Source organism: Bacteroidia bacterium (assembly GCA_037045145.1).
In the GTDB taxonomy this organism is placed as follows: Bacteria; Bacteroidota; Bacteroidia; order AKYH767-A; family OLB10; genus OLB10.
Genome location: JBAOIA010000012.1, coordinates 967,850 through 988,183 on the forward strand (window position 1 = coordinate 967,850; position 20,334 = coordinate 988,183).

Sequence of the window (20,334 nt, forward strand, 5' to 3'; positions counted from 1 at the left end):
TCAACTGTTTTAACGGTTACTTCGCCAATACATTTATTAAACTCATTTCTTTTCATTATTTTGGTCACATCATTAAACCAAGCCGGCATTGAATGTATAGATTTACAATATCAATATTGCTTTTCCTTTTCGGATACTTTAATGCCCATGCCGATTCTTTAGTATATAATTTAAGAAGCTACACCACCACCACCGGGCTTTCGGACAATCAGGTTACCTGTATTATAAAAGATCATTTCGGATTTATTTGGGTAGGTACAAAAGATGGACTGAATCGCTTCGATGGTAGAAATTTCCAGATATTTCAGTATCGTCTAAATTCAAATTCCGTTTGTGGAAATAACATTACCTGTCTTGAGATAACAGATGATTCTCTTTTGTGGATTGGCACTGCTTCCAATGGTTTTTGCAGCTACGACTATCGTACCAATCAATTTAAAAGTTATAATACGCAAAATAGCAAGCTAAGAGTTGACAATATCAATGATTTGGTATTTGACAGAATAAGAAACTGTCTTTGGATAGCGATGAACAATGGTGGACTCCAACAATTTGCTTTGTCAAAAATGCAAGTCAATCCACAAATATTTTCTAAAAATACATACTTTTCAGTTGCAGTAAAAGATTCTCTTTCCTTTTTTGCAGGCATTACGGAATCACTAAAAACGCTTGACAAAATTGGAAAAACAAAATACAGTGGTGATGATATTGGACATACCTTTAACACAATATATATTGACCCGGATTCAAAAATTTGGTGTGGTGCCTGGGATAATGCATTACACCTCTTCAATCTACAAGGCAAAAGATTAAATTTCTATGTTTTTGACGGAACAAATAAATTAAAGAACAGTGGTGAGGAAATTATTTCACTTACTTCTGATGGTGAAAACATTTGGTGTGGCACCAAAAGTTCAGGATTATTACTCTTCAATAAAAAGAGCGAAAAATTTCTAAAGAATATTTCATTCACACAAATCATCAACACAAGGGTGAATGACTTATACTGCGACAATCGAAACAGGATATGGATTGCAACAGAAAATGGTCTGTTAGTTTACGACCCACAGTTAAATCTGTTTAAATCTGAATATCTACCTGTGCCAAAAAATGTATCATCTTGTAAAGTTAATGATCGAATTATTACAGACAATGGATTGGATTTGGTAATAACCCAATGTGGTTTGTTTTACAGGTATTCCAAAAACGAATCGTATAAATTTAAAGATATCTATTACAAAAACGAAAAACAGGAATTGTATTCTATAATTCAAAATAAAAATGGTGATATATTTATTGGAAGTAACAGAACTGTTTTCAAGTTCAACACAAAAGATTTATCATGCCACCCTATTGAGTTACATAAGAATCTTTCAAATTTATTTTTCTATTACGCATCCGCTTCACCAATCAACTCGCTAGCCAGTATAAATATAAATAATTCAGAACTATTGCTATCCTCATTTTACGGAAATTTTATAGCGCTAATAGATTTGAAAAAACACAACCTATTTTATCTGTTTCAAGACAGTGCTTCGACCATAGCGGGTCTGGACAATTTAAGTCGCAAAATTTTTGTTGACTCTAAGAATAACATTTGGATTTGTGGCAAATCAAAAGGTATATCTTTTTTAGATTTAAAAAATACCGACCCATTAGATGACTATGCGCCATTCTATGACAAAATAGTAAGTTGGCACGTAAACCCCGCTAACTGGCAAAAAAACATTAATAATAACGCTTTAAAAATCACCAATGTGTATGACATTGTTGAGAATAATGATGGCACCTACTGGTTAACGACTCAAGGTGCCGGATTGGTGCATTTCGACAAGAACAATAAAAGCAATCCATTTGAAATGGCTCTTTCAGATATTACTTCAATGCAAGGGTTGACGCAAACCGGAGATTCTTTATTATGGATTGTCTCTTCATCCGGCATTTTGCAATATAATACCAAAACCAATCGATTTAAACTATTTGATTCCAACAACGGAATTCAACAAAACATTACCGGATACTTTTTTAAAAAGAATAAATTTTTACCTGACGAGGTAAGTGTTGGATTTAATGGCGGGTTCATTAGTTTTAATTCTGGACAATTCTCTTCTCAGCAAGAAAAGCCCGAAATTCAATTCTCAAAGCTTTGGGTTATGGACAATCCCGCAGACACACTTCTTTTTAAAAATATCAAACTCAAATACGACCAAAACTTTTTTAAAGTATATGTCTCATCTAACATATTTACTTCCAATGAACAAATTACTTACTACTATCAACTTTCCGGTATTGACATTGACTGGCGTAGCAATGAACAGAATCCTCTCATTACCTATACCAATTTACCTCCCGGTTGTTATACACTAAAAGTTAAGGCGGTTACCAATGACAATATTGAAAGTAATATTAAAAGTCTTGCCATTGTCATTACGCCTCCGTTCACCCAAACAATCTGGTTTTATCTCATTATTATCTGCTGTATAGCTATCATTATTTATATGATTCACCGCTATCGTATTAATCAACTACTACAATTACAAGAAATGCGCAATAATATTGCACGTGATTTGCACGATGATATTGGCAGTACATTAGGTAGTATTCATCTTTATAGCCAGATTGCAGATAAAAAACTCAGTCAGAGCAACACTAACGATACCAGAAACATCCTGGAAAAAATAAGGAGCTCTTCTAAAGAAATAATTGAAAAAACCAGTGAGGCTGTTTGGGTAGTTAAAGCTTCTAATGACAACATTGCTAACCTAACCCTAAGAATAGAAAGTTATGCCGCCAGTGTTCTTGGCGAGGTGGGTATTGATTTTAGCCTCCAATCTAACAGCCATCAAAATATAAAGCTTAGTATGCACCAACGGAAATGGTTATTTTTAATTTTTAAAGAAGCTATCCATAATATTGTAAAACATTCCCACTGTACAAAAGTAGATATTGCTTTAAATAGCTTTAACAGAGTATTAGAAATGATTATTAAAGATAATGGCATTGGGTTTAACAGTACGGCAAGTAGTTATTGTGTAAAAAATGGTAATGGCGGCAACGGAATTAATAATATGGCTTCCAGAGCAGCCGAATTGAATGCTACATTTAACATCATAAGTGCACAGGACACCGGTACCAAAATCACTATTTCACTTAAACATTAATTAAATTCACCATAATTGGTTATTGCAATGGCTAAAAAAAAGAATCAGATTTGTGATGTGAATAAAACATTAACCGACAAGAAACTGAAAGTTATCATTGTTGATGACAATAAAAATATTCGTGAATCTGTATCACTGCTTTTACAGGACACCCCCTCGTTACAATTAGTGGCTGCCTACGACTCTGGAGTGGAATGCATTAAACATCTTGAAGAAATTATGCCTGATATTATTCTGATGGATATTGATATGCCTAAAATGTCCGGTATTGAAACTGTAAAAATAATCCGTAACTCTTTCCCCGGATTACCCATTCTGATGCTAACCGGGTTTGAAGATGATGACAAGGTTTTTGATTCGATTTGTGCTGGTGCTAATGGTTATATTCTAAAAAATGCCAGTATGGATTTGCTCATCAATCAAATCCATGAAGCCTATTTAGGTGGGGCGCCCATGACTCCTGTTATAGCCAGAAAAGTATTAAACATGTTTTCAGCCTCTTTTGTCAATCATCAGGAAAATGAAAACTATAACCTAAGTAAACGCGAAAAAGAAGTATTGGAGCTATTGGTCAATGGCAAATCCTACAAAGTGATTGCAACTGAATTAGCAATTAGTTATGAGACTGTTCACAGCCATATTAAGAAAATATATCACAAGCTGCATGTCAGTTCTATTGGTGAAGCCGTTTCAAAGACTATAAAACAAAAAATACTTGGCAAATAGATTAAGGTGTAATAATGATTTGAAAAAGCCACATTCGTGGTGCTTCAAGCTGTGATGGTATTCCGGAGTACTCGTGATTGAACAAGTTTCTTGCAATAACAGAAAACGCCATTTGAGGATTGAGTTTATAACTTAGGTTTGCATCATAAATCCAATCACCTTTATCGTGTTCGGCACGATATCTTTTAACCCCCGGAAGCAATTCATTAAATACAACATCAATATTTTCCATAAAACTATTGTATCGGCAATTCACCGCTAATGAAATTTTTCCATAACCTACACTTCCATAACCCTTAAACAAATTTCTGTACCGATACTTAAGAAAGTTAAAAGACACTGTACCTGTTGATGCCTTCAATGAGTCAAAGTCAGTTAATTCTGGATCAATATAGGTGTAGCCACCACCCAGTTGAAGATTGATTTTTTTAAGAATTGTTGCCTGCACACCAAGTTCAAACTCCATTCCATCTATACGTGTATTACCAATGTTCAATGATTTAAATCCAAGTCCAAAAAGTGGATCTTTGAATGGATCTCCATAACTTCCGAAAGCAAACTCAAGCATGTTCTTATACTCACTTCTAAAAACCGATGCATCTACATATCCTGAAAATTGTTTGCCGACAGCAAATAACTGCCTCAACCCTATCTCGGCACTCCATCCGCTTTCAGAAAATATTGAATCGTTTGGATAAATTACAATTGATCCGACTCTGGTTTTAACATACTTTTCCGCAATGGATGGGAATCTGTATCCTTGTCCATAACTACTGCGCAAATACGTGGCACGTAATAAACGTAAGTTTACACCGGCTCTGACTACAGGCTTGGATTCGGCTTTGCTGTAACGGAAACGAAACTGCTCCCATCGCCAGCCTAATGAAAGATTTAATCTGTCAAAAAACTTTTTATCGGCTTGTGCATATAATGCTTTGTTATATGTTTTTCTGCTTCCATATAGGTCACTACGCACACCACCATCAGTAACTACACCTCCACCGGTAAGCACCAGATTCCATTTCTCAAAACGCTGCTGTAATTGTACTTCAGAATAATACAAATCGGCAAATGCTTCCTGATCGGTATCATTATAATTTAATGTTCTGAAATAACGTGAACGCCACTTTGCACTAAAACCTTTTTTATGATGGTAAGTGATAAATGGATCAATGTTGTAGCGTACTGTATGGTAATTGCTCAGTGTAGAAGTGGAGTCATCAACACCACCACTGGGAATATAGGCTCCTGTAGTATCATCATTCCAGATAATAAACAAACCTCCGAAAGACTCCATATAATTGGCATTAACGCCAACAGCAAGCCCTTCAATTTTTGGAAATTTGTAACGGGTATTGATATTAATTCTCGCTCTTTTTTCTGTTTCTCCCTTTCTGAATCCTTCATCCAGCAGGTAATGTCCTCCGGCAACAAAATCCCACTGACCAAACTTTTGTGAATGAAACATATTTGCTCCACTGAGCATTTGCGTGGCTTTTCCCCACCACTTTATCTCTTTTCTTCGAGGAGAGTCATAAATTCCATTATATTGAACAATTTTTGTTATTGGTTCCGATTTAGCATATCCCGTCCTGAAGTTTATGACGCCATTCATAGCAGAAGAACCATAAAGTGCCGAAGATGCCCCTTTAATAATTTCTATCTGCTCCAGATTTTCTATTGGCAGAAAACTCCATTTGGCATCGTTGGCATCGGCACTCAACATGGGCATATCATCAACCAGCACCAACACCCTGCTGCCGGCACCATAACTAAATCCGCTCCCTCCACGAATATTTGCTTGCCCGTCATTTACATTCAACCCTGTCACATGTTCCAAGGCAGTTTCTACATTGTTGTCACCGGTTGTTTCAAAACTCTTAGGTTTAATGGTCTCCATAGATACCGTAACCTCTTCTTGTTTTTGTTCAAACTTTCCGGCACTGACTACCACCGACTGCAGTTGCTTTCTTAATGGAATTAGCTTTACATGCAGGTTTTCAATGGTTGTATCAACCTGAATAGCCCTCTCATAATTTTCATATCCCAGCAGCCTCATTTTCAGCACCCAACTTCCTTTTTCTAATGGTAGTTGAAAATTACCATCAACATCAGTAGTGGTTGCATGATTCTCATCAGTATAAATGGCAACGCCCGGCAATCCACTGCTTTCATCGGTAACCTTCCCAATAACTTTATACTGCTGTGCATTAGCGGAAAGTAATACACACATGAAAAAAATTATAAACAAAATACTTTTCTTGGCAAACATGTTTTTCTTTGCAAATTCTGATTGATTGGGTACAAACCTAAAATATTCCTTCAAATCAGAATATATTACAATGGAAAATAAATTAACAACAGAAAATTTAGTCTATCAAATTGCCTTGTCTTTGTTGCCCGGTGTGGGTGATGTCATTGCAAAAAATCTTGTAGGATATTGCGGAGGTGCTGAAGCTGTTTTTAACGAAAAGCAACAAGCTTTGCTTAAAATACCGAATGTAGGGCAGGTTGTTGCAGAAAAAATAAAAAAAGGAAAAGTAGAAGCACTGAAAAAAGCAGAAGGAGAAATATGTTTCATTGAAAAAAATAAAATCAAACCCCTATTTTTCACCTCTGATGATTATCCAAAAAGACTGAAGTCATGTAATGATTCGCCAATATTACTTTATGTTAAAGGCAATGCAAACCTCAACCCTATAAAATGTATTGCATTTGTCGGCACCAGAAATGCTACAGACTATGGCAAAATGGTTACAGAAAATCTGATTGGTGAAATGGCAGCGCTAAAAGGCATTATGACTATTAGTGGATTGGCTTATGGTATTGATATTGCAGCACACAAAGCAAGCCTGAAAAACAATATACCTACAACGGGAGTGGTAGCTCATGGACTGGACACCATTTACCCATCAGAACATAGATCAACAGCAGAAAAAATGCAGACTACTGGTGCTGTGGTGAGTGAGTTTATGAGTAAAACCAGAGCAGATAAAGAAAATTTTCCCAGAAGAAACAGAATCATTGCAGGTATGGCCGATGCTGTTATTGTAGTTGAATCCGGCACCAAAGGTGGTAGCCTGATTACTGCAGAATTAGCAAACTCCTACAACAGAGATGTTTTTGCTATTCCCGGTAATATTGATAAAGAGTATTCAAAAGGATGCAATGCCTTAATCAGAAATAATAAAGCCAACCTCATTCAGTCTTTGGCAGATATTGAGTATTTGATGGGTTGGGATAAGGAAGAGCATAAATCGATACCCAAACAAGCAAAACTTTTTGAAGAGCTCTCTGCCGATGAGCAGCTATTAGTTGACTTCCTAAAAGAAAATTCAAAAGCCGATATTGACTCCATTTGTTTTCGGTCAGGCATTAAATTAAATAAAATACCTTCTTTGCTGCTCAACCTCGAACTGAAAGGTGTGATTAAAAACTACCCGGGAAAAGTTTACGATTTAATATAAAAAAGAAAAGCCCGCAAGAGCGGGCCGTATCTTCTAAAAATGGGAGCTGATTACTTAGAAGTAGCTTCTTTTACAGCTTCAGTAGCCTGATTTACTACAGCACCTGCAGTTGAATCTACAGTTTGTGCAGCGTCAGTAGCAACCTGAGCAGCGTCAGTAGCAGCTTGTTCAGCAGCAGAAGCAGCTTGTTGAGCAGCAGCAGCAATTGAATCCTGAGCAGCTTTAGCAGCTTCTTCCATTTTTTGTTTTTCTTCAGCAGAAGGACCGCATGCTACGATGCTGAACATTCCGGCAGCCATAACTAAGGCAAGAACTTTTTTCATTGTTTTGTAATTAATTGATTTGAAATTTGAGCGGCAAATATAACTTGCTTTACCTCTGTTAATTAAGTCAAGCTATAAATTTTTATTACCTGTATTTCAATAACTTATGAAATTGAATGGGATATCGCTTTATTTTACACTATGTAATTCTTCTGAAAATACAGTTCATATTGCACTAATGGCATCTAATTTCACTACCTTTGTTGCTTAACATTTAAATTAAATATTATGTCTTTTCAACTCCCTCCACTACCATACGCACCCGATGCGTTAGAGCCACATATTGATACACGCACCATGGAAATACACCATGGCAAGCACCATCAGGCGTATGTAACTAACCTTAATAATGCCATTACCGGTACCGATGCGGAAAAAATGAGTATTGATGATATTTGTAAAAATATTTCAAAATTTTCAATGGCAGTCCGCAACAATGGTGGCGGACATTACAACCACTCACTGTTTTGGACCATTATGGCTCCCAATGCAGGTGGTGCACCAAAAGGTAAATTAGCCGAGGCAATTAATAGTGCTTTTGGCTCGTTTGACGAATTTAAAACTAAATTTAATCAGGCTGCAGCAACACGTTTTGGCTCTGGTTGGGCATGGTTAATAAAAAATGCCGCTGGCAAACTTGAAGTTTGTTCTACACCCAATCAGGATAATCCACTTATGGACATTGCTGAAGTAAAAGGTACACCTTTATTGGGTATTGATGTTTGGGAACATGCCTACTATCTGCACTACCAAAACCGCAGACCAGATTATTGTTCTGCTTTTTGGAATGTGGTTAACTGGGATGAAGTGACAAAACGCTTCGAGAAATAAACTCCGGTTTAAATAATTTAAAAAGGCTGTCTTCATTCAATTGAGGCGGCCTTTTTTAATTCACATTAAAAGTTTAAAACTCCCTATAACAAACCTCTTTTTTTACAGTTTACTATGTGTCAATAAAATTACTTTGCAAAACATAAATCAACCATCATTACTTAATAAAAAGCTGCTACGATTTAAGAGGATATGAATAAGTATCTGCGTTACTTTGTTTTTTTACTGCTGACATGCTTGGCGCTACTACTCATAACAATGGGGCTTTCTGTCTTATTACAGGATAAAATCAAACAATCTGTAATAGAAGAAATAAATAATACCCTCAACACACCTGTAACCGTTAGTGAAATTGATTTTTCTTTACTTCGTTTTTTCCCAAATGCTTCGCTTACACTTAAAAATGTTGTCATAAAAGGCAATCCCTTGAAAGATGCTGAACGTCATCTGTTAAAAGCAGGTAAAATTGATCTGGTATTAAGTATTTCAAGTCTTTTTTCTTCAACCACACAATTAAAAAAAATTGAAATCACCGATGCTGAATTAAATATACTTACCAATGAAAAAGGCCAAAAAAACGATCAGATTTTTAAACAAGGAGACTCCAATAACACTTTTGCTGCTGATTTTAAAAAAGTCTATCTAACAAATGTTAATCTTCTTATTGAAAATAAATCGTCAGATTTTATTTTACAAACTCATCTAAATACAGGTCTTGCTACAGGCAATTTTAAGAACAAAACCTTTGAGCTTAAAACAGAGGCCGACTTGTTTGCTGAAGTTATTCGGCATGAAAACATTTCTTACATCAAGCAAAAGCCCATTCTACTTAATGGAGTGATTTCGGTTGACCTACGTAATGAAATTTATGCCTTTAATGATTTAAAAATTCAACTTGCCAATTTAAACATAAAAGCCAAAGGAAAAATTGAAAAAAGAAATGAAACTTTTCTCGATCTTAACTTTACTTCCACAAAGGCAAATGCAGCAGCGTTACTTTCCATTTTACCCTCTAATTGGGTTGCACCACAAATTTTAAATTACCGATATCATGGAAACATAAATTTTGATACGCATATCTATGGCATTGCATCATCAAAACAATCGCCAACCATTGAAATTAATTTCGGCACCGACAAAACAGATATTATTCCTGACAATGAAAATTATGCATTGAAGAATGTTGCTTTAAAAGGATTTTATTCTAATCGTAAATCAGGAAAGAATATCAGTGTTTTGAGTCTTAAAAATATTCTGGCCAATATTGAAGGAAAGCAAATTAAAGGTGAAGTGTATCTCGAAAATCTTAAAAATCCATATTTCAACATACAGTTAGATGCAGACGTTAGTCTTGCAAGTTTAAGTCGTTATTTGCCCGCTGACTTTACGGAAGAGCAACAAGGCTCTATCTCACTTCATGGGAAGATAAATGGACAAGCCGATAAGAAAGAAACTTATAGGTCAAATGGGACACTCACATTAAACAATCTGAAATTTAAACTTAAAAAAAGAAACATTACAGTTAATAGCATTAGTGGTAAAATTTATTTTAATAATGCAGATGTAAAAGTTGAATCTCTAAAAATTCTTGCGGGACAAAGCGATGTTATCATCAATGCTAACATACTTAATTTCTATAACTACATTTTTCGCGATAACCAAATCATTACCATTAACGGAATTATTGAAAGTCATTTTTTAGATGCCGGTGAATTGTTGGCAGGAAACCAATCTTCCGACACTTCTGATTTTGATTTGCCAGCATATCTCAATCTGAATGCATCATTAAGTGCCGATGAGGTAAAATTCAGAAAATTCAATGCTAAAAACCTTACAGGAAACATAGCATTACAAGATAAAATTTTAAATACAAAACAACTTTCCTTTAATGCCATGGAGGGTCATATAACACTTGATGGTATTATTAACACCAATTTTAAAGACGAAGTTCACATTTCAAGTGATGCCAAAATTGAATCCATAAATATTGAAAAGCTCTTTTATGAAACCGGCAATTTCGGACAACAACTGTTAACTGATAAAAATATCAGAGGAATGTTAACTGCCTCCGTACAACTTGCTACCTATTGGACAAAGCAACTTGACGTGAAGCCCAGCCGCACAATTGCATCTGCAGACCTAACTATTAATAACGGTGCTCTTATTGATTTTAAGCCAATGCTCAAACTTTCGCGTTTTGTCAAAGGCAGCGACCTTCAAAATGTACGCTTCAGCAAACTTCAAAATACGATTCGCATTAATGAGCAAAAAATATTTATCCCCACAATGGATATTCGCTCCACTGCCATGAACATGACCATAAGTGGCACCCATAGTTTTGACAATTTTGTTGACTATAAAATACAAATGAAGCTTTCGCAACTGCTCGGCAAAAAAGTGCGGCAACTAAACACTGAATTTGGCACCATTGAAGATGACGGTAGCGGTGGACTGAATCTTTTTCTGACAATGAAAGGACCGTTGGATAACCCCAAGTTCAGCTATGACAGAAAAGGGGTTGAAAAAAAGATTACTGAATCTGTAAAAACCGGCAAGGATGATTTTCTGAAAATTCTGAAAGAAGAAATAACCGGTAAAAAAACCACCCCTGAGCCGCCACCTCAAAAAAAGAAAGAGCTGGAGATTGATTACGACAACTAGACTATCGTTACTGCCTTTAACGTCAGAAGTTAACTGCTCAATTAGGCCATTTGGCGTTAATAAATATCCACTTTGCCAAAGATTTCCCTACCTGCCTATCAAAAAAAATTAATATTATTGCCGTAATAGTTTTTTTACTTTGAGGATATAAATTGTCATGAAAAATAAAATCATTGTTTTAGTTTTTATATCTGCTGCTATTATTGCAATTAGTGCTATACCATTTGCTCCACAAAAAGTATTAGCCTATCATTCTGCTGATGAGCTGGATTTTTTTAAAACACACATGACACCCATCGCACCGGGAGAATATTTTCTAACTCCTGAAAACTGCAAAGGCTGTCATGGTTTTGATACCTTAGGAATAGCCAATGTAGATGGCAATGGACAAGATGTTAACCTTTATGACGATTGGGAAACTTCCATGATGGGACTTTCTGCCGTTGACCCCTTTTGGAGAGCCAAGGTTAGCCATGAAATACTTACCAACCCTGCGCATTCAACAGAATTACAAAATCTTTGTATCACATGCCATGCCCCGGCCGGCCACTATTCGGCAATGTTTAAAGGTCAGCAACATTATGTAATGGCTGATTTATTGGGAGACTCTCTCGGGCTTTCTGGCGTTAGCTGCACGGCTTGTCATGCAATAGGTGATAGTAGTAGTTTAGGTCAGCTTTTTACCGGTCAGATTCCTTATGATACCAATAAAGTTCTTTACGGCCCTTTTACATCACCTGTTGCCGGACCAATGCAACTTTATGTAGGAATGACACCCGTTCACAGCGACCATGTTAGTGAAGGTCGTTTTTGTTCGCCTTGTCATACCCTACTCTCCAATACTGTTGATTTAAACGGAACACCCACAGGCGGAACATTTATTGAGCAGGCTACCTATCATGAATGGTTAAACTCTACCTACCCTTCGCAGCCGACCACATGCCAAACATGCCACATGCCTCAGATAGAAGATGCCGTGATTTTGGCCAACGGTAATATTGGACTACCCGGACGAACGCCCTTTAATCTGCACCAGTTTGCAGGCGCCAACTCCTTTATGGTAAAACTGATAAAACAAAATAAAACCACCTTAGGTGTTTCTGCTCCGGACTTTAATTTCGATTCAACTCTGGCAGCCATAACACGAATGTTAACAACACAGTCGTTAAACGTACAAGCATCATTAGTTAACATCACTAGCGATACTGCTTTTATAGATGTGAACCTAACTAACAAAGCCGGTCATAAATTTCCAAGTGGCTACCCTTCGCGAAGAGCTGTACTACAGATGATTGTTACCAAAGCCAATGGCGACACTTTATTTACTTCAGGTTTATTTGACCAGAACTATGAGGTGCAAAATATTTCTACCCCCTTTGAACAACATCATGATATCATTAATTCATCCACACAGAATCAAATTTATGAAATGGTAATGGGTGATGTTAACAGCAATGTAACAACTGTGCTGGAACGTGCAGCCGCACCTTTGAAAGACAACCGTATTCCACCGGCCGGGTTTACCACACAACACTATGCCTACGATACTTGTAAAATTGTGGGAAATGCTTTGACTGATGCAGACTTCAATAAGAGCGGAGCCGTACAAGGTTCAGGACATGATATTGTACATTTTCACATACCATTGAATAGTTACAGTGGCACCATCAATGTTTATACTGCTGTGTACTATCAAACCTTACCACCTGCTTTTTTAAATGATATGAGTACTTATTCATCACCTGAAATAAATACTTTCCTGTCAATGTATGCCAATGCAGATAAAAGCCCTGTTAAAGTGGATGCCGACACCCTGTTGAATATTTCTACCGGTGTAAAAGAAACGCCATTTACATCAATCACTCTTTCACCCAATCCTACTGCTGACGGCAAAATTCAAATCAATGGTTTGGGATATCGTTCGTTTCAACTTGAAGTCTTTGATCAGAATGGAAAGAAAATGATTTTCAGCACCGAAAGAAAAAATAATACACTGGAACTACATCTGCCCCAACCAAGAGGAATTTATTTTGTCAGAATAAACATCAATGGAAAAATTATGTCCTATAAAATTTTAAAAATTTAAGGATTCAGTATTTTAATAATTTATTATACACTAAATTTTGAAAATCAATGAATATGAAAAATAAACTTTACACTAAACTATTTTGTCTGCTTGGGCTTACTCCCGCATTCTCCAATGCGCAGCTATCTTTTAGCAATAGTAACAGCAGGCTTCCATCTCCTGCCTTTCACAGCGGATGCCCCGTTTCTGTTGTTGACTGGAATAACGATGGATTAGACGATATTATCAGATTAGATAATGCAGAACAATGTTATGTTGATGTTCAAAAAAGTAATCAGCAGTTTGAAAGAGTTTACTTAGGTTCTATTTCAAACAATGCATGGGCAATGGCTGTAGCCGATTTTGATAAAAACGGATATAAAGATGTAGTTGCTGGTGGCAGCGGATTTAATATTACAATTTTTAAAACCAACAACACCGGAACAGGAGCCACAAAAACAACAATAGCCAACTCTGGCTTCTTTTTGCAAAATTTAACTATGGCCGATATAAATAATGATGGCTGGGTTGACATTTTTGCCTGTGATGACAATGCTGCCAGTCACATCTACCTCAATGACGGTGCAGGAAACTTTACCACTCAATCCAATATCATCAATTTCAATTTACCAAACGGCTCTGACAATTCAGGGAACTATGGTAGCGTATGGACAGATTTTGACAATGATGGCGATTTGGATTTATATATTGCAAAATGTCGTCAATCGGTTCAGAATCCTAATGACCCAAGACGTATTAACGTGATGTTTGTAAACAACGGTAATGGCACTTTCACCGAAAATGCTGCTGCTTACAATATCAACATCGGCTGGCAAACATGGACAGCATCTTTTGGTGATATTGACAATGATGGCGACCTCGATTTAATGATTACCAATCACGACCACGACAGTCAGATTTTTCAGAATGACGGTACAGGAGTTTATACAGATATTACCGCAGCAACAGGATTCTATGTTTCAGACATTACACCCATTGAAAGTGTGATGGAAGATTTTGACAACGATGGCTTTGTGGACATTTTCGTTACCGGAAGTAATTCCCGTTTTTGGAGAAATAATGGCAATGGTACCTTTACCAAAATTGAAGGTCTGTTTAATAACAATGCCATGGAGTCGTTTGCGATTGGAGACGCCAATCACGATGGTTGGATTGACATAATGGCAAGCTATGCTGCTATCTACACTACACCCACCTCAGTAGATGATGTACTATGGATTAACAATGGCAGCAAACAAAATATTATTGACGGCATAGCAGGATTACCTACCAACAACTTTTTTAATGTGGTGCTTGAAGGAAATACCTCCAATAAAGATGCCATTGGTGCCCGTGCTCTTATTTATGGTGCATGGGGCGTTCAGTTGCGCGAAGTTCGGGCAGGAGAAAGTTATGGCACCAACAATAGTGCAACTTTACATTTTGGTCTGGGAACAGCAACATCCATTGATTCTGTAGTAATTAAATGGCCTAGTGGTGTCAGTCAAACCATCAACAATCCTTCTGTCAATCAATTTTTATCAATTAAAGAAAACGATTGTGTTTCACCTGAGGCAATTGTTACTGCTTCGGCACCATTGGTGTTATGCAATACCGGACAAACTTTAACATTAACGGCTCCTGCCGGGTATAATTACCTCTGGAGCGACAGTAGTACAACACAATCAATAACGATCACGCAAACCGGTGAATATTATGTAACCATCACACAAGTCGGAAACAATTGCAGTGCCACATCCGCCACCCAAGTTGTTATTGCATCACCCGATCAAACACCATCTATTGCAGCGCTTGGCGAAACTATTTTCTGTAATGGCGGCAGTGTACAAATTCAAGGCCCTCCGGGATTGAACAGCTACCTTTGGTCAAATGGTGATACCACACAAGTGGCAACAGCAACCACAAATGGCCCGATTACTTTAACCATACAAGGAATTTGTCAGCCATTTACTTCCGATCCTATTAACATTACAGTAAACACTGTGACTGATCCTACAGCCAATGACGTAACCATGACTGCTGCCGGCAGTGCTAACTTAACTGCAACAAGTGGCAACAATATATCATGGTATGCTACCAATGCCGGTGGTACGCCATTAGCTACAGGGCAAAATTACACCACTCCTTTCCTGACAGCCAACACTACTTACTATATGCAGGCAACCGATACTTTCGGTGGTGGCATTTACGCAGTTGGCTTACCCACATGGTCAGGAAATGGTTCCGGATATCCGGGCAACGGCACCAATGCCACAACAGAATTTGATGTAACTAAAAACTGCACCTTGAAGTCCGTTAAGGTATTCTCCAATGCTGCAGGCGTAAGACGTTTTGAGTTGATGGATGCCTCTTCCACGGTAATCAATTATGCAGATGTAAATATTGTGCCCGATTCTCAAGTGGTTATTCTCAACTTTCCGTTAACTCCAGGGCAAGGTTACACTTTGGGCACTAATACTAATGTTAATCAAACAAATTTGGGCACTGATTCACCTAAATTCAAACGCAACAATTCTGGTGTTAACTACCCTTATTCTCTTGCTGATGCTTTAACCATCACCAACTCTAGTAACGGAGGACAGTACTACTATTACTTCTACGACTGGCAGGTTGAAAAAGAATCATGGGTTTGTGAAAGCAATATGGTTCCCGTAAATGTTTACATCACTACAGGTATCAGCAAACACAACAATGAATTGCTTTCAACGTATCCGAATCCTGTTTCAGATCAACTTCATATTTACAATCCATTCGGCACAACCAAAGCTACACTTCTTGATGTGACCGCTCGTGTTGTTAATACTTACATGCTGAATAATGGCGAAAACAGTTTCGACATTGCATCGTTGAATGCAGGGGTTTATCACATTCAGGTAGAACATGAAGGAGTAATTACTAACTTAAAGTTTGTAAAGAATTAACAACCACTGAAAGTGCTTTTGCTCTAAAAAAACAAAGCACTTTTATTAAAGCATAACAATATCATAAACAAAAACAGCAATCTGCTAAAGCCGGTTGCTGTTTTTTGCTTAGTAGGTCTTACTATTGTTACTAATTTTGAATTAAAAGCATGTCAGAAATTATCCAACGGACTTTTGATTTTTCATCTGGTTTGATGTATTAGTCCGTAATTACTATCATTTTTATTCTATTCTTCAATTTATTAATATTATCTTATATTTGGAATGATTTGTGAATTTATTTTTTTCACAACTTGTCCAGTTTGCTCGGGAGGCTTACCTTAGCAACAACCATTTGAACACCCATGAACACAAGGCAGATAAATGGATACTAATGTCAACATACCACAATCTCTTTTAATCAATGATATTGTATGCTCCTTTTGGGAAGTTCACAGACATAATGAACCTTCTCTGAGAGAAACCATTATTCCAAAAGGTCTTGTGGAAATAATTTTCAGTTTTGAAACAACAAAATTATTTGTCAATATCAACAATCAATTTCAAAATATTCCGCGATGTTTTGTACAGGGTTTTCAGACCTCTCCAATAGAGCTAAATATTGCTAACACACATACTTTTTTTGGTGTAGTGTTAAATCCTGCATCAGTAAAACATATTTTCCACTTTCATCCGGTAAAATTCAGTAACTGTATGTTGGATTTAACCCTGGTGGATGCTTCTTTTTATTCTCTATGGCATCGCTTAGGTGAACAAAAATGTTTTAATGACAGGGTTACTATTTTTACGGAATGGCTCTTGCAAAGGCTTCCCAAACTTACTGAGCGGGAGAAGGCCTTTGATATTTTTTTAAAGACACATATCGGCACCCAGTTTTCGGTTCATGACCTGGCAAGTAAGTTTTGTTATTCTACCAAACAACTTTCTAGAAAACTATATGAGCTAACCGGCATGAACTCTGAACAAACATTACTATATAAAAAATATTTGCAGGCGGTACACCTCATACATTGTTCGGAAATGACCCTTACAGAAATAGCTTATAGCTGCCACTTTTACGACCAGTCGCATTTTATTAAAACGTTTAAAGATTTAAGCCATCTAATCCCAAAAGATTACCGGCAAAGGAAGGGAAAACTCGAAGGTCATATTTTTGAAATTGTCCCTTAAATACAATTTTTTCAATGCTATCGGCACTCATTTTTGTATTTAAAATTCTCAATTATGAGAAAAGCTGGTCAACCCTTGTTGTTTGTTGCAATATTTTGCTGGGCGGGTATTGTAGGCGGTGTTTTGTATTCACATACTGCCACCTTACCAAGTCTTCTTTTGCATCTTCCAGGATCAAGCGTTTTAGAAAATGGTCCTTATCCATTAAAAGATGAAGCATTTTGGAAAATGATTCATCCGTTTACTATTTTATTTTCCGTTTTAGCCCTTGCCGCTAACTGGAAAAATACAGAGAGAAGAAAATATATGGTATATGCAATTGGTATTTATGTTGTGGCATTAATTGCAACCTTCACCTATTTTATCCCAGAAATAAAAGCATTTATTAGCAGTAATCAAAACACTTCTGTACCTGCTTCCGAATGGCTTTCAAGGGGACAACGATGGCTTCAACTTAGCTGGATCAGGGGTTCATTTATGTTTCTGGGATTTATGCTAATGCTACTGGCATTGACAAAAACTAATTTAAGTAAGCAAAGTAAATAATATACAACAGTCAAAATATTTACTGATATGATTTACAAATTTTCTCTCATTGAAAAAATACTCTTATCGAATGACATCATTCCTCATCCATTTGCCGACTCATCCTATTCTGTGGTGTTGGGATTAGCTTTGGGGTGTGCAATGAAATTGAAAATTGCCGACCAGCTTTCCATAGAGTTCAAAGATGTGAATCAAATTGCTAAAGGAGCCAGTGTTAGCGAAGTGGGAGCCGAACTAATACTTGACTGTCTTGATGCATTAGGTTATGTGCAGAAAAAAGGTACTCAATATGCTTTAACAAAAAGAGGTTATAAAAATCTATCCCCTCAATCACCAAATAATTTCAGAAACTTTATATTGTTCAACGATGATATGTATAAAGGATTTCTCCAATTAGATGAAACCATCCGCACAGGAAAGAGACCTGCCTCCAATTCTCTGGAACAAAAGACTGAATATGAGTGGGAATTGTTTTCAAGAGCTATGATTGATATTTCAAGCACCAATTACAAGGAGGTTGCAAAAAAAATTCCTGTTGCAAAAACACATACCAAATTACTTGATCTTGGTGGTTCACATGGCTTATACAGTATTGAACTTTGCCGAATGCATCCACAGTTAAAAGCAACTATTGTTGATCTGCCACCGGTAAAGAAATATGCAGACGAATGTATTACAAAACATAATGCTGCTGAAAGCGTTTCTTTCCTGCCTTCTGACTTTATGAAAGATGAATTGCCAGAGCAAGCTGATATTATTCTGGGATTTAACATCATTCACGGTTACAATCCAACTGAAAATGAACAATTGGCTAAGAAAGTTTTCCAATCTCTTAACGAGGGAGGTATTTACGTAATACTGGACCAGATAAAAGGAATTGGAGGCAATTCACAAATGTCGAGAGCCACCACTTCTTTTATGGCATTAAATTTATTACATCAGGCCGGAGGTAAAACTTATTCAAAACAGGAAATAGACGATTTTACAAAAAAGGCTGGCTTTAAAAGTACAGAGTTGAAAAAACTGCATGCTCCAGGGTTTGGCATCGTAACTTGTTTTAAATAGACAGCAGCAGCCAAAGCATTGAAGTAACGCCCTGAGCCGAACAGAATAACGCCCAATTACAAAAATGCCCTGAGGTGGTGGAACTTCAGGGCTTTTTGCTATTCGGTACACAAGCTACACGGGTATTTTCTGCTGGTGTTTTTGTTGCTTTTAGGGGTTGATTTTTAATGTTTTTTATGGTAGAGGTTTGATGCGTTTCGGTTGTTTATTTCTATTTGAAATATCATAAGTACACAACATTATTCCTATATTTGAACATGTATTTGAAATTAATTTTTTCACACACTGCCGTTAGGCAAAACAATCGCCCCGATGGGGCTATCGTAGTATACCACTTCAGTGGCTTTACTCCACGTGTATTGCCTAACGACCAGCGTTTAACACTTTTATTAAATACGTGGCGATTGCATCGCCTAACTTCGTGTTTGCAAAAGGCGTATTTTACTCTCACTCTTTTCGCAGTAAACTGCAAAAACCTCTGCAAACACGTTGGTCGTTATACACAAGCTAAAAAATAACAATTATGAAATCAAAATTAGTCATCATTTTAATATTTGTTTCATTACTTGCTAAAGGACAATATACCTGGGAGTTTACTAATAAACTTTATGTTATCGACAACATTGGAAAAGTTGATTCTGTATTATTCGGTAATGATTCATCTGCGACAATAGGAATAGACCCATTACTTGGTGAACAAAATATTATTAGCTTAAATTGGGACTCTCTCGATATTCGCTCAATTCATAGAGTTACAGACACAATGGATTGTCCAATAAACTATTGGAATACGGGAATTATTTTTAACTCTGACATGGATTTGAAAATTGATATTAGGAAAAGTGTGACATATCTTGATTCAAGTACTTTCTTTGTTTTTAAAATTAATGCAAAACATTATCCAATTGAAATATACTCTGATTTTAGTGACATGTATAATAATAGTATGTATAATATTTTTACGGTGATTTTAAAACATCAATATCAATGCCTTTATGTCTATCCTGCTTCCTGTGTCCCAAATTATCAATATCTTTTTACAATAAACGATTCAACAGAAAGGTATATTACTATAAAACTCGATTTTGAAACAGGCATAAATGAGTCAAAAAATTCAACAGAATTAATGTTAACATCAAATCCCGTCCAAGATATACTGAAGCTAAATTATTCAGGTCGATTGCAAATATTTCAAATTGACGGAACATTAATATATGATCTGATTGTTGAGCCAGAATGTTCAATAAATATTTCGAATCTGAAAGCAGGTATTTATATTTTAAGAACTGATCAGAAAACATTAAAAATGATAAAAATTTAGCCTGTTTATAATTGAGTAGACGGCTCCTCCAGATACTGACGAAGTGCAACCGATAG

Annotated in this window: 13 protein-coding genes; 11 read left to right on the forward strand and 2 right to left on the reverse strand. The window is 36.5% G+C overall.

The window, feature by feature from the left end; all coding sequences use genetic code 11:
• Positions 1 to 92: 92 nt before the first annotated feature.
• Together V9G42_13515 and V9G42_13520 are read left to right on the forward strand one after the other, a co-directional pair.
• Positions 93 to 3,161: a two-component regulator propeller domain-containing protein gene (locus V9G42_13515; protein MEI2760442.1), complete on the forward strand. Its 3,069-nt coding sequence runs from the start codon at positions 93 to 95 to the stop codon at positions 3,159 to 3,161.
• A gap of 27 nt (positions 3,162 to 3,188) precedes the next feature.
• Positions 3,189 to 3,887: a response regulator transcription factor gene (locus tag V9G42_13520; protein MEI2760443.1), complete on the forward strand. Its 699-nt coding sequence runs from the start codon at positions 3,189 to 3,191 to the stop codon at positions 3,885 to 3,887.
• Between the two features lies 1 nt (position 3,888).
• Here the strand turns inward: V9G42_13520 and V9G42_13525 are convergent, their stop codons facing one another.
• A complete protein-coding gene (locus tag V9G42_13525; GenBank protein MEI2760444.1) occupies positions 3,889 to 6,120 on the reverse strand; it encodes a TonB-dependent receptor in 2,232 nt (743 codons plus the stop codon).
• Between the two features lie 109 nt (positions 6,121 to 6,229).
• On the opposite strand from V9G42_13525, the gene dprA reads away from it, so the two are divergent.
• Positions 6,230 to 7,354, forward strand: coding sequence for a DNA-processing protein DprA (gene dprA / locus V9G42_13530; GenBank protein ID MEI2760445.1), 1,125 nt, complete (start codon positions 6,230 to 6,232; stop codon positions 7,352 to 7,354).
• A 50-nt stretch (positions 7,355 to 7,404) separates the two neighbouring features.
• Here dprA and V9G42_13535 read toward each other — a convergent pair whose 3' ends face one another.
• Complete coding sequence (locus V9G42_13535; GenBank protein ID MEI2760446.1) at positions 7,405 to 7,677, reverse strand: hypothetical protein; 273 nt, start codon at positions 7,675 to 7,677, stop codon at positions 7,405 to 7,407.
• A gap of 228 nt (positions 7,678 to 7,905) precedes the next feature.
• Between V9G42_13535 and V9G42_13540 the strand changes: the two genes are divergently transcribed.
• The 8 genes from V9G42_13540 to V9G42_13575 all read left to right on the forward strand — a co-directional run bounded on the left by V9G42_13540 (position 7,906) and on the right by V9G42_13575 (position 20,278).
• Positions 7,906 to 8,508, forward strand: a complete 603-nt coding sequence (locus V9G42_13540; protein MEI2760447.1) for a superoxide dismutase — start codon at positions 7,906 to 7,908, stop codon at positions 8,506 to 8,508.
• A 192-nt stretch (positions 8,509 to 8,700) separates the two neighbouring features.
• Positions 8,701 to 11,169, forward strand: coding sequence for an AsmA-like C-terminal region-containing protein (locus V9G42_13545; GenBank protein MEI2760448.1), 2,469 nt, complete (start codon positions 8,701 to 8,703; stop codon positions 11,167 to 11,169).
• A gap of 157 nt (positions 11,170 to 11,326) precedes the next feature.
• Complete coding sequence (locus V9G42_13550) at positions 11,327 to 13,255, forward strand: T9SS type A sorting domain-containing protein (protein MEI2760449.1); 1,929 nt, start codon at positions 11,327 to 11,329, stop codon at positions 13,253 to 13,255.
• A 53-nt stretch (positions 13,256 to 13,308) separates the two neighbouring features.
• On the forward strand, positions 13,309 to 16,176 hold the full coding sequence (locus V9G42_13555) for an FG-GAP-like repeat-containing protein (GenBank protein MEI2760450.1): 2,868 nt from the start codon (positions 13,309 to 13,311) through the stop codon (positions 16,174 to 16,176).
• A gap of 363 nt (positions 16,177 to 16,539) precedes the next feature.
• Positions 16,540 to 17,346, forward strand: a complete 807-nt coding sequence (locus V9G42_13560; protein ID MEI2760451.1) for an AraC family transcriptional regulator — start codon at positions 16,540 to 16,542, stop codon at positions 17,344 to 17,346.
• Between the two features lie 54 nt (positions 17,347 to 17,400).
• On the forward strand, positions 17,401 to 17,892 hold the full coding sequence (locus tag V9G42_13565) for a hypothetical protein (GenBank protein ID MEI2760452.1): 492 nt from the start codon (positions 17,401 to 17,403) through the stop codon (positions 17,890 to 17,892).
• Positions 17,893 to 17,919: 27 nt separating this feature from the next.
• Positions 17,920 to 18,957, forward strand: coding sequence for a methyltransferase (locus tag V9G42_13570; GenBank protein ID MEI2760453.1), 1,038 nt, complete (start codon positions 17,920 to 17,922; stop codon positions 18,955 to 18,957).
• 523 nt (positions 18,958 to 19,480) lie between these two features.
• Positions 19,481 to 20,278, forward strand: a complete 798-nt coding sequence (locus tag V9G42_13575) for a hypothetical protein (GenBank protein ID MEI2760454.1) — start codon at positions 19,481 to 19,483, stop codon at positions 20,276 to 20,278.
• Positions 20,279 to 20,334: the final 56 nt, after the last annotated feature.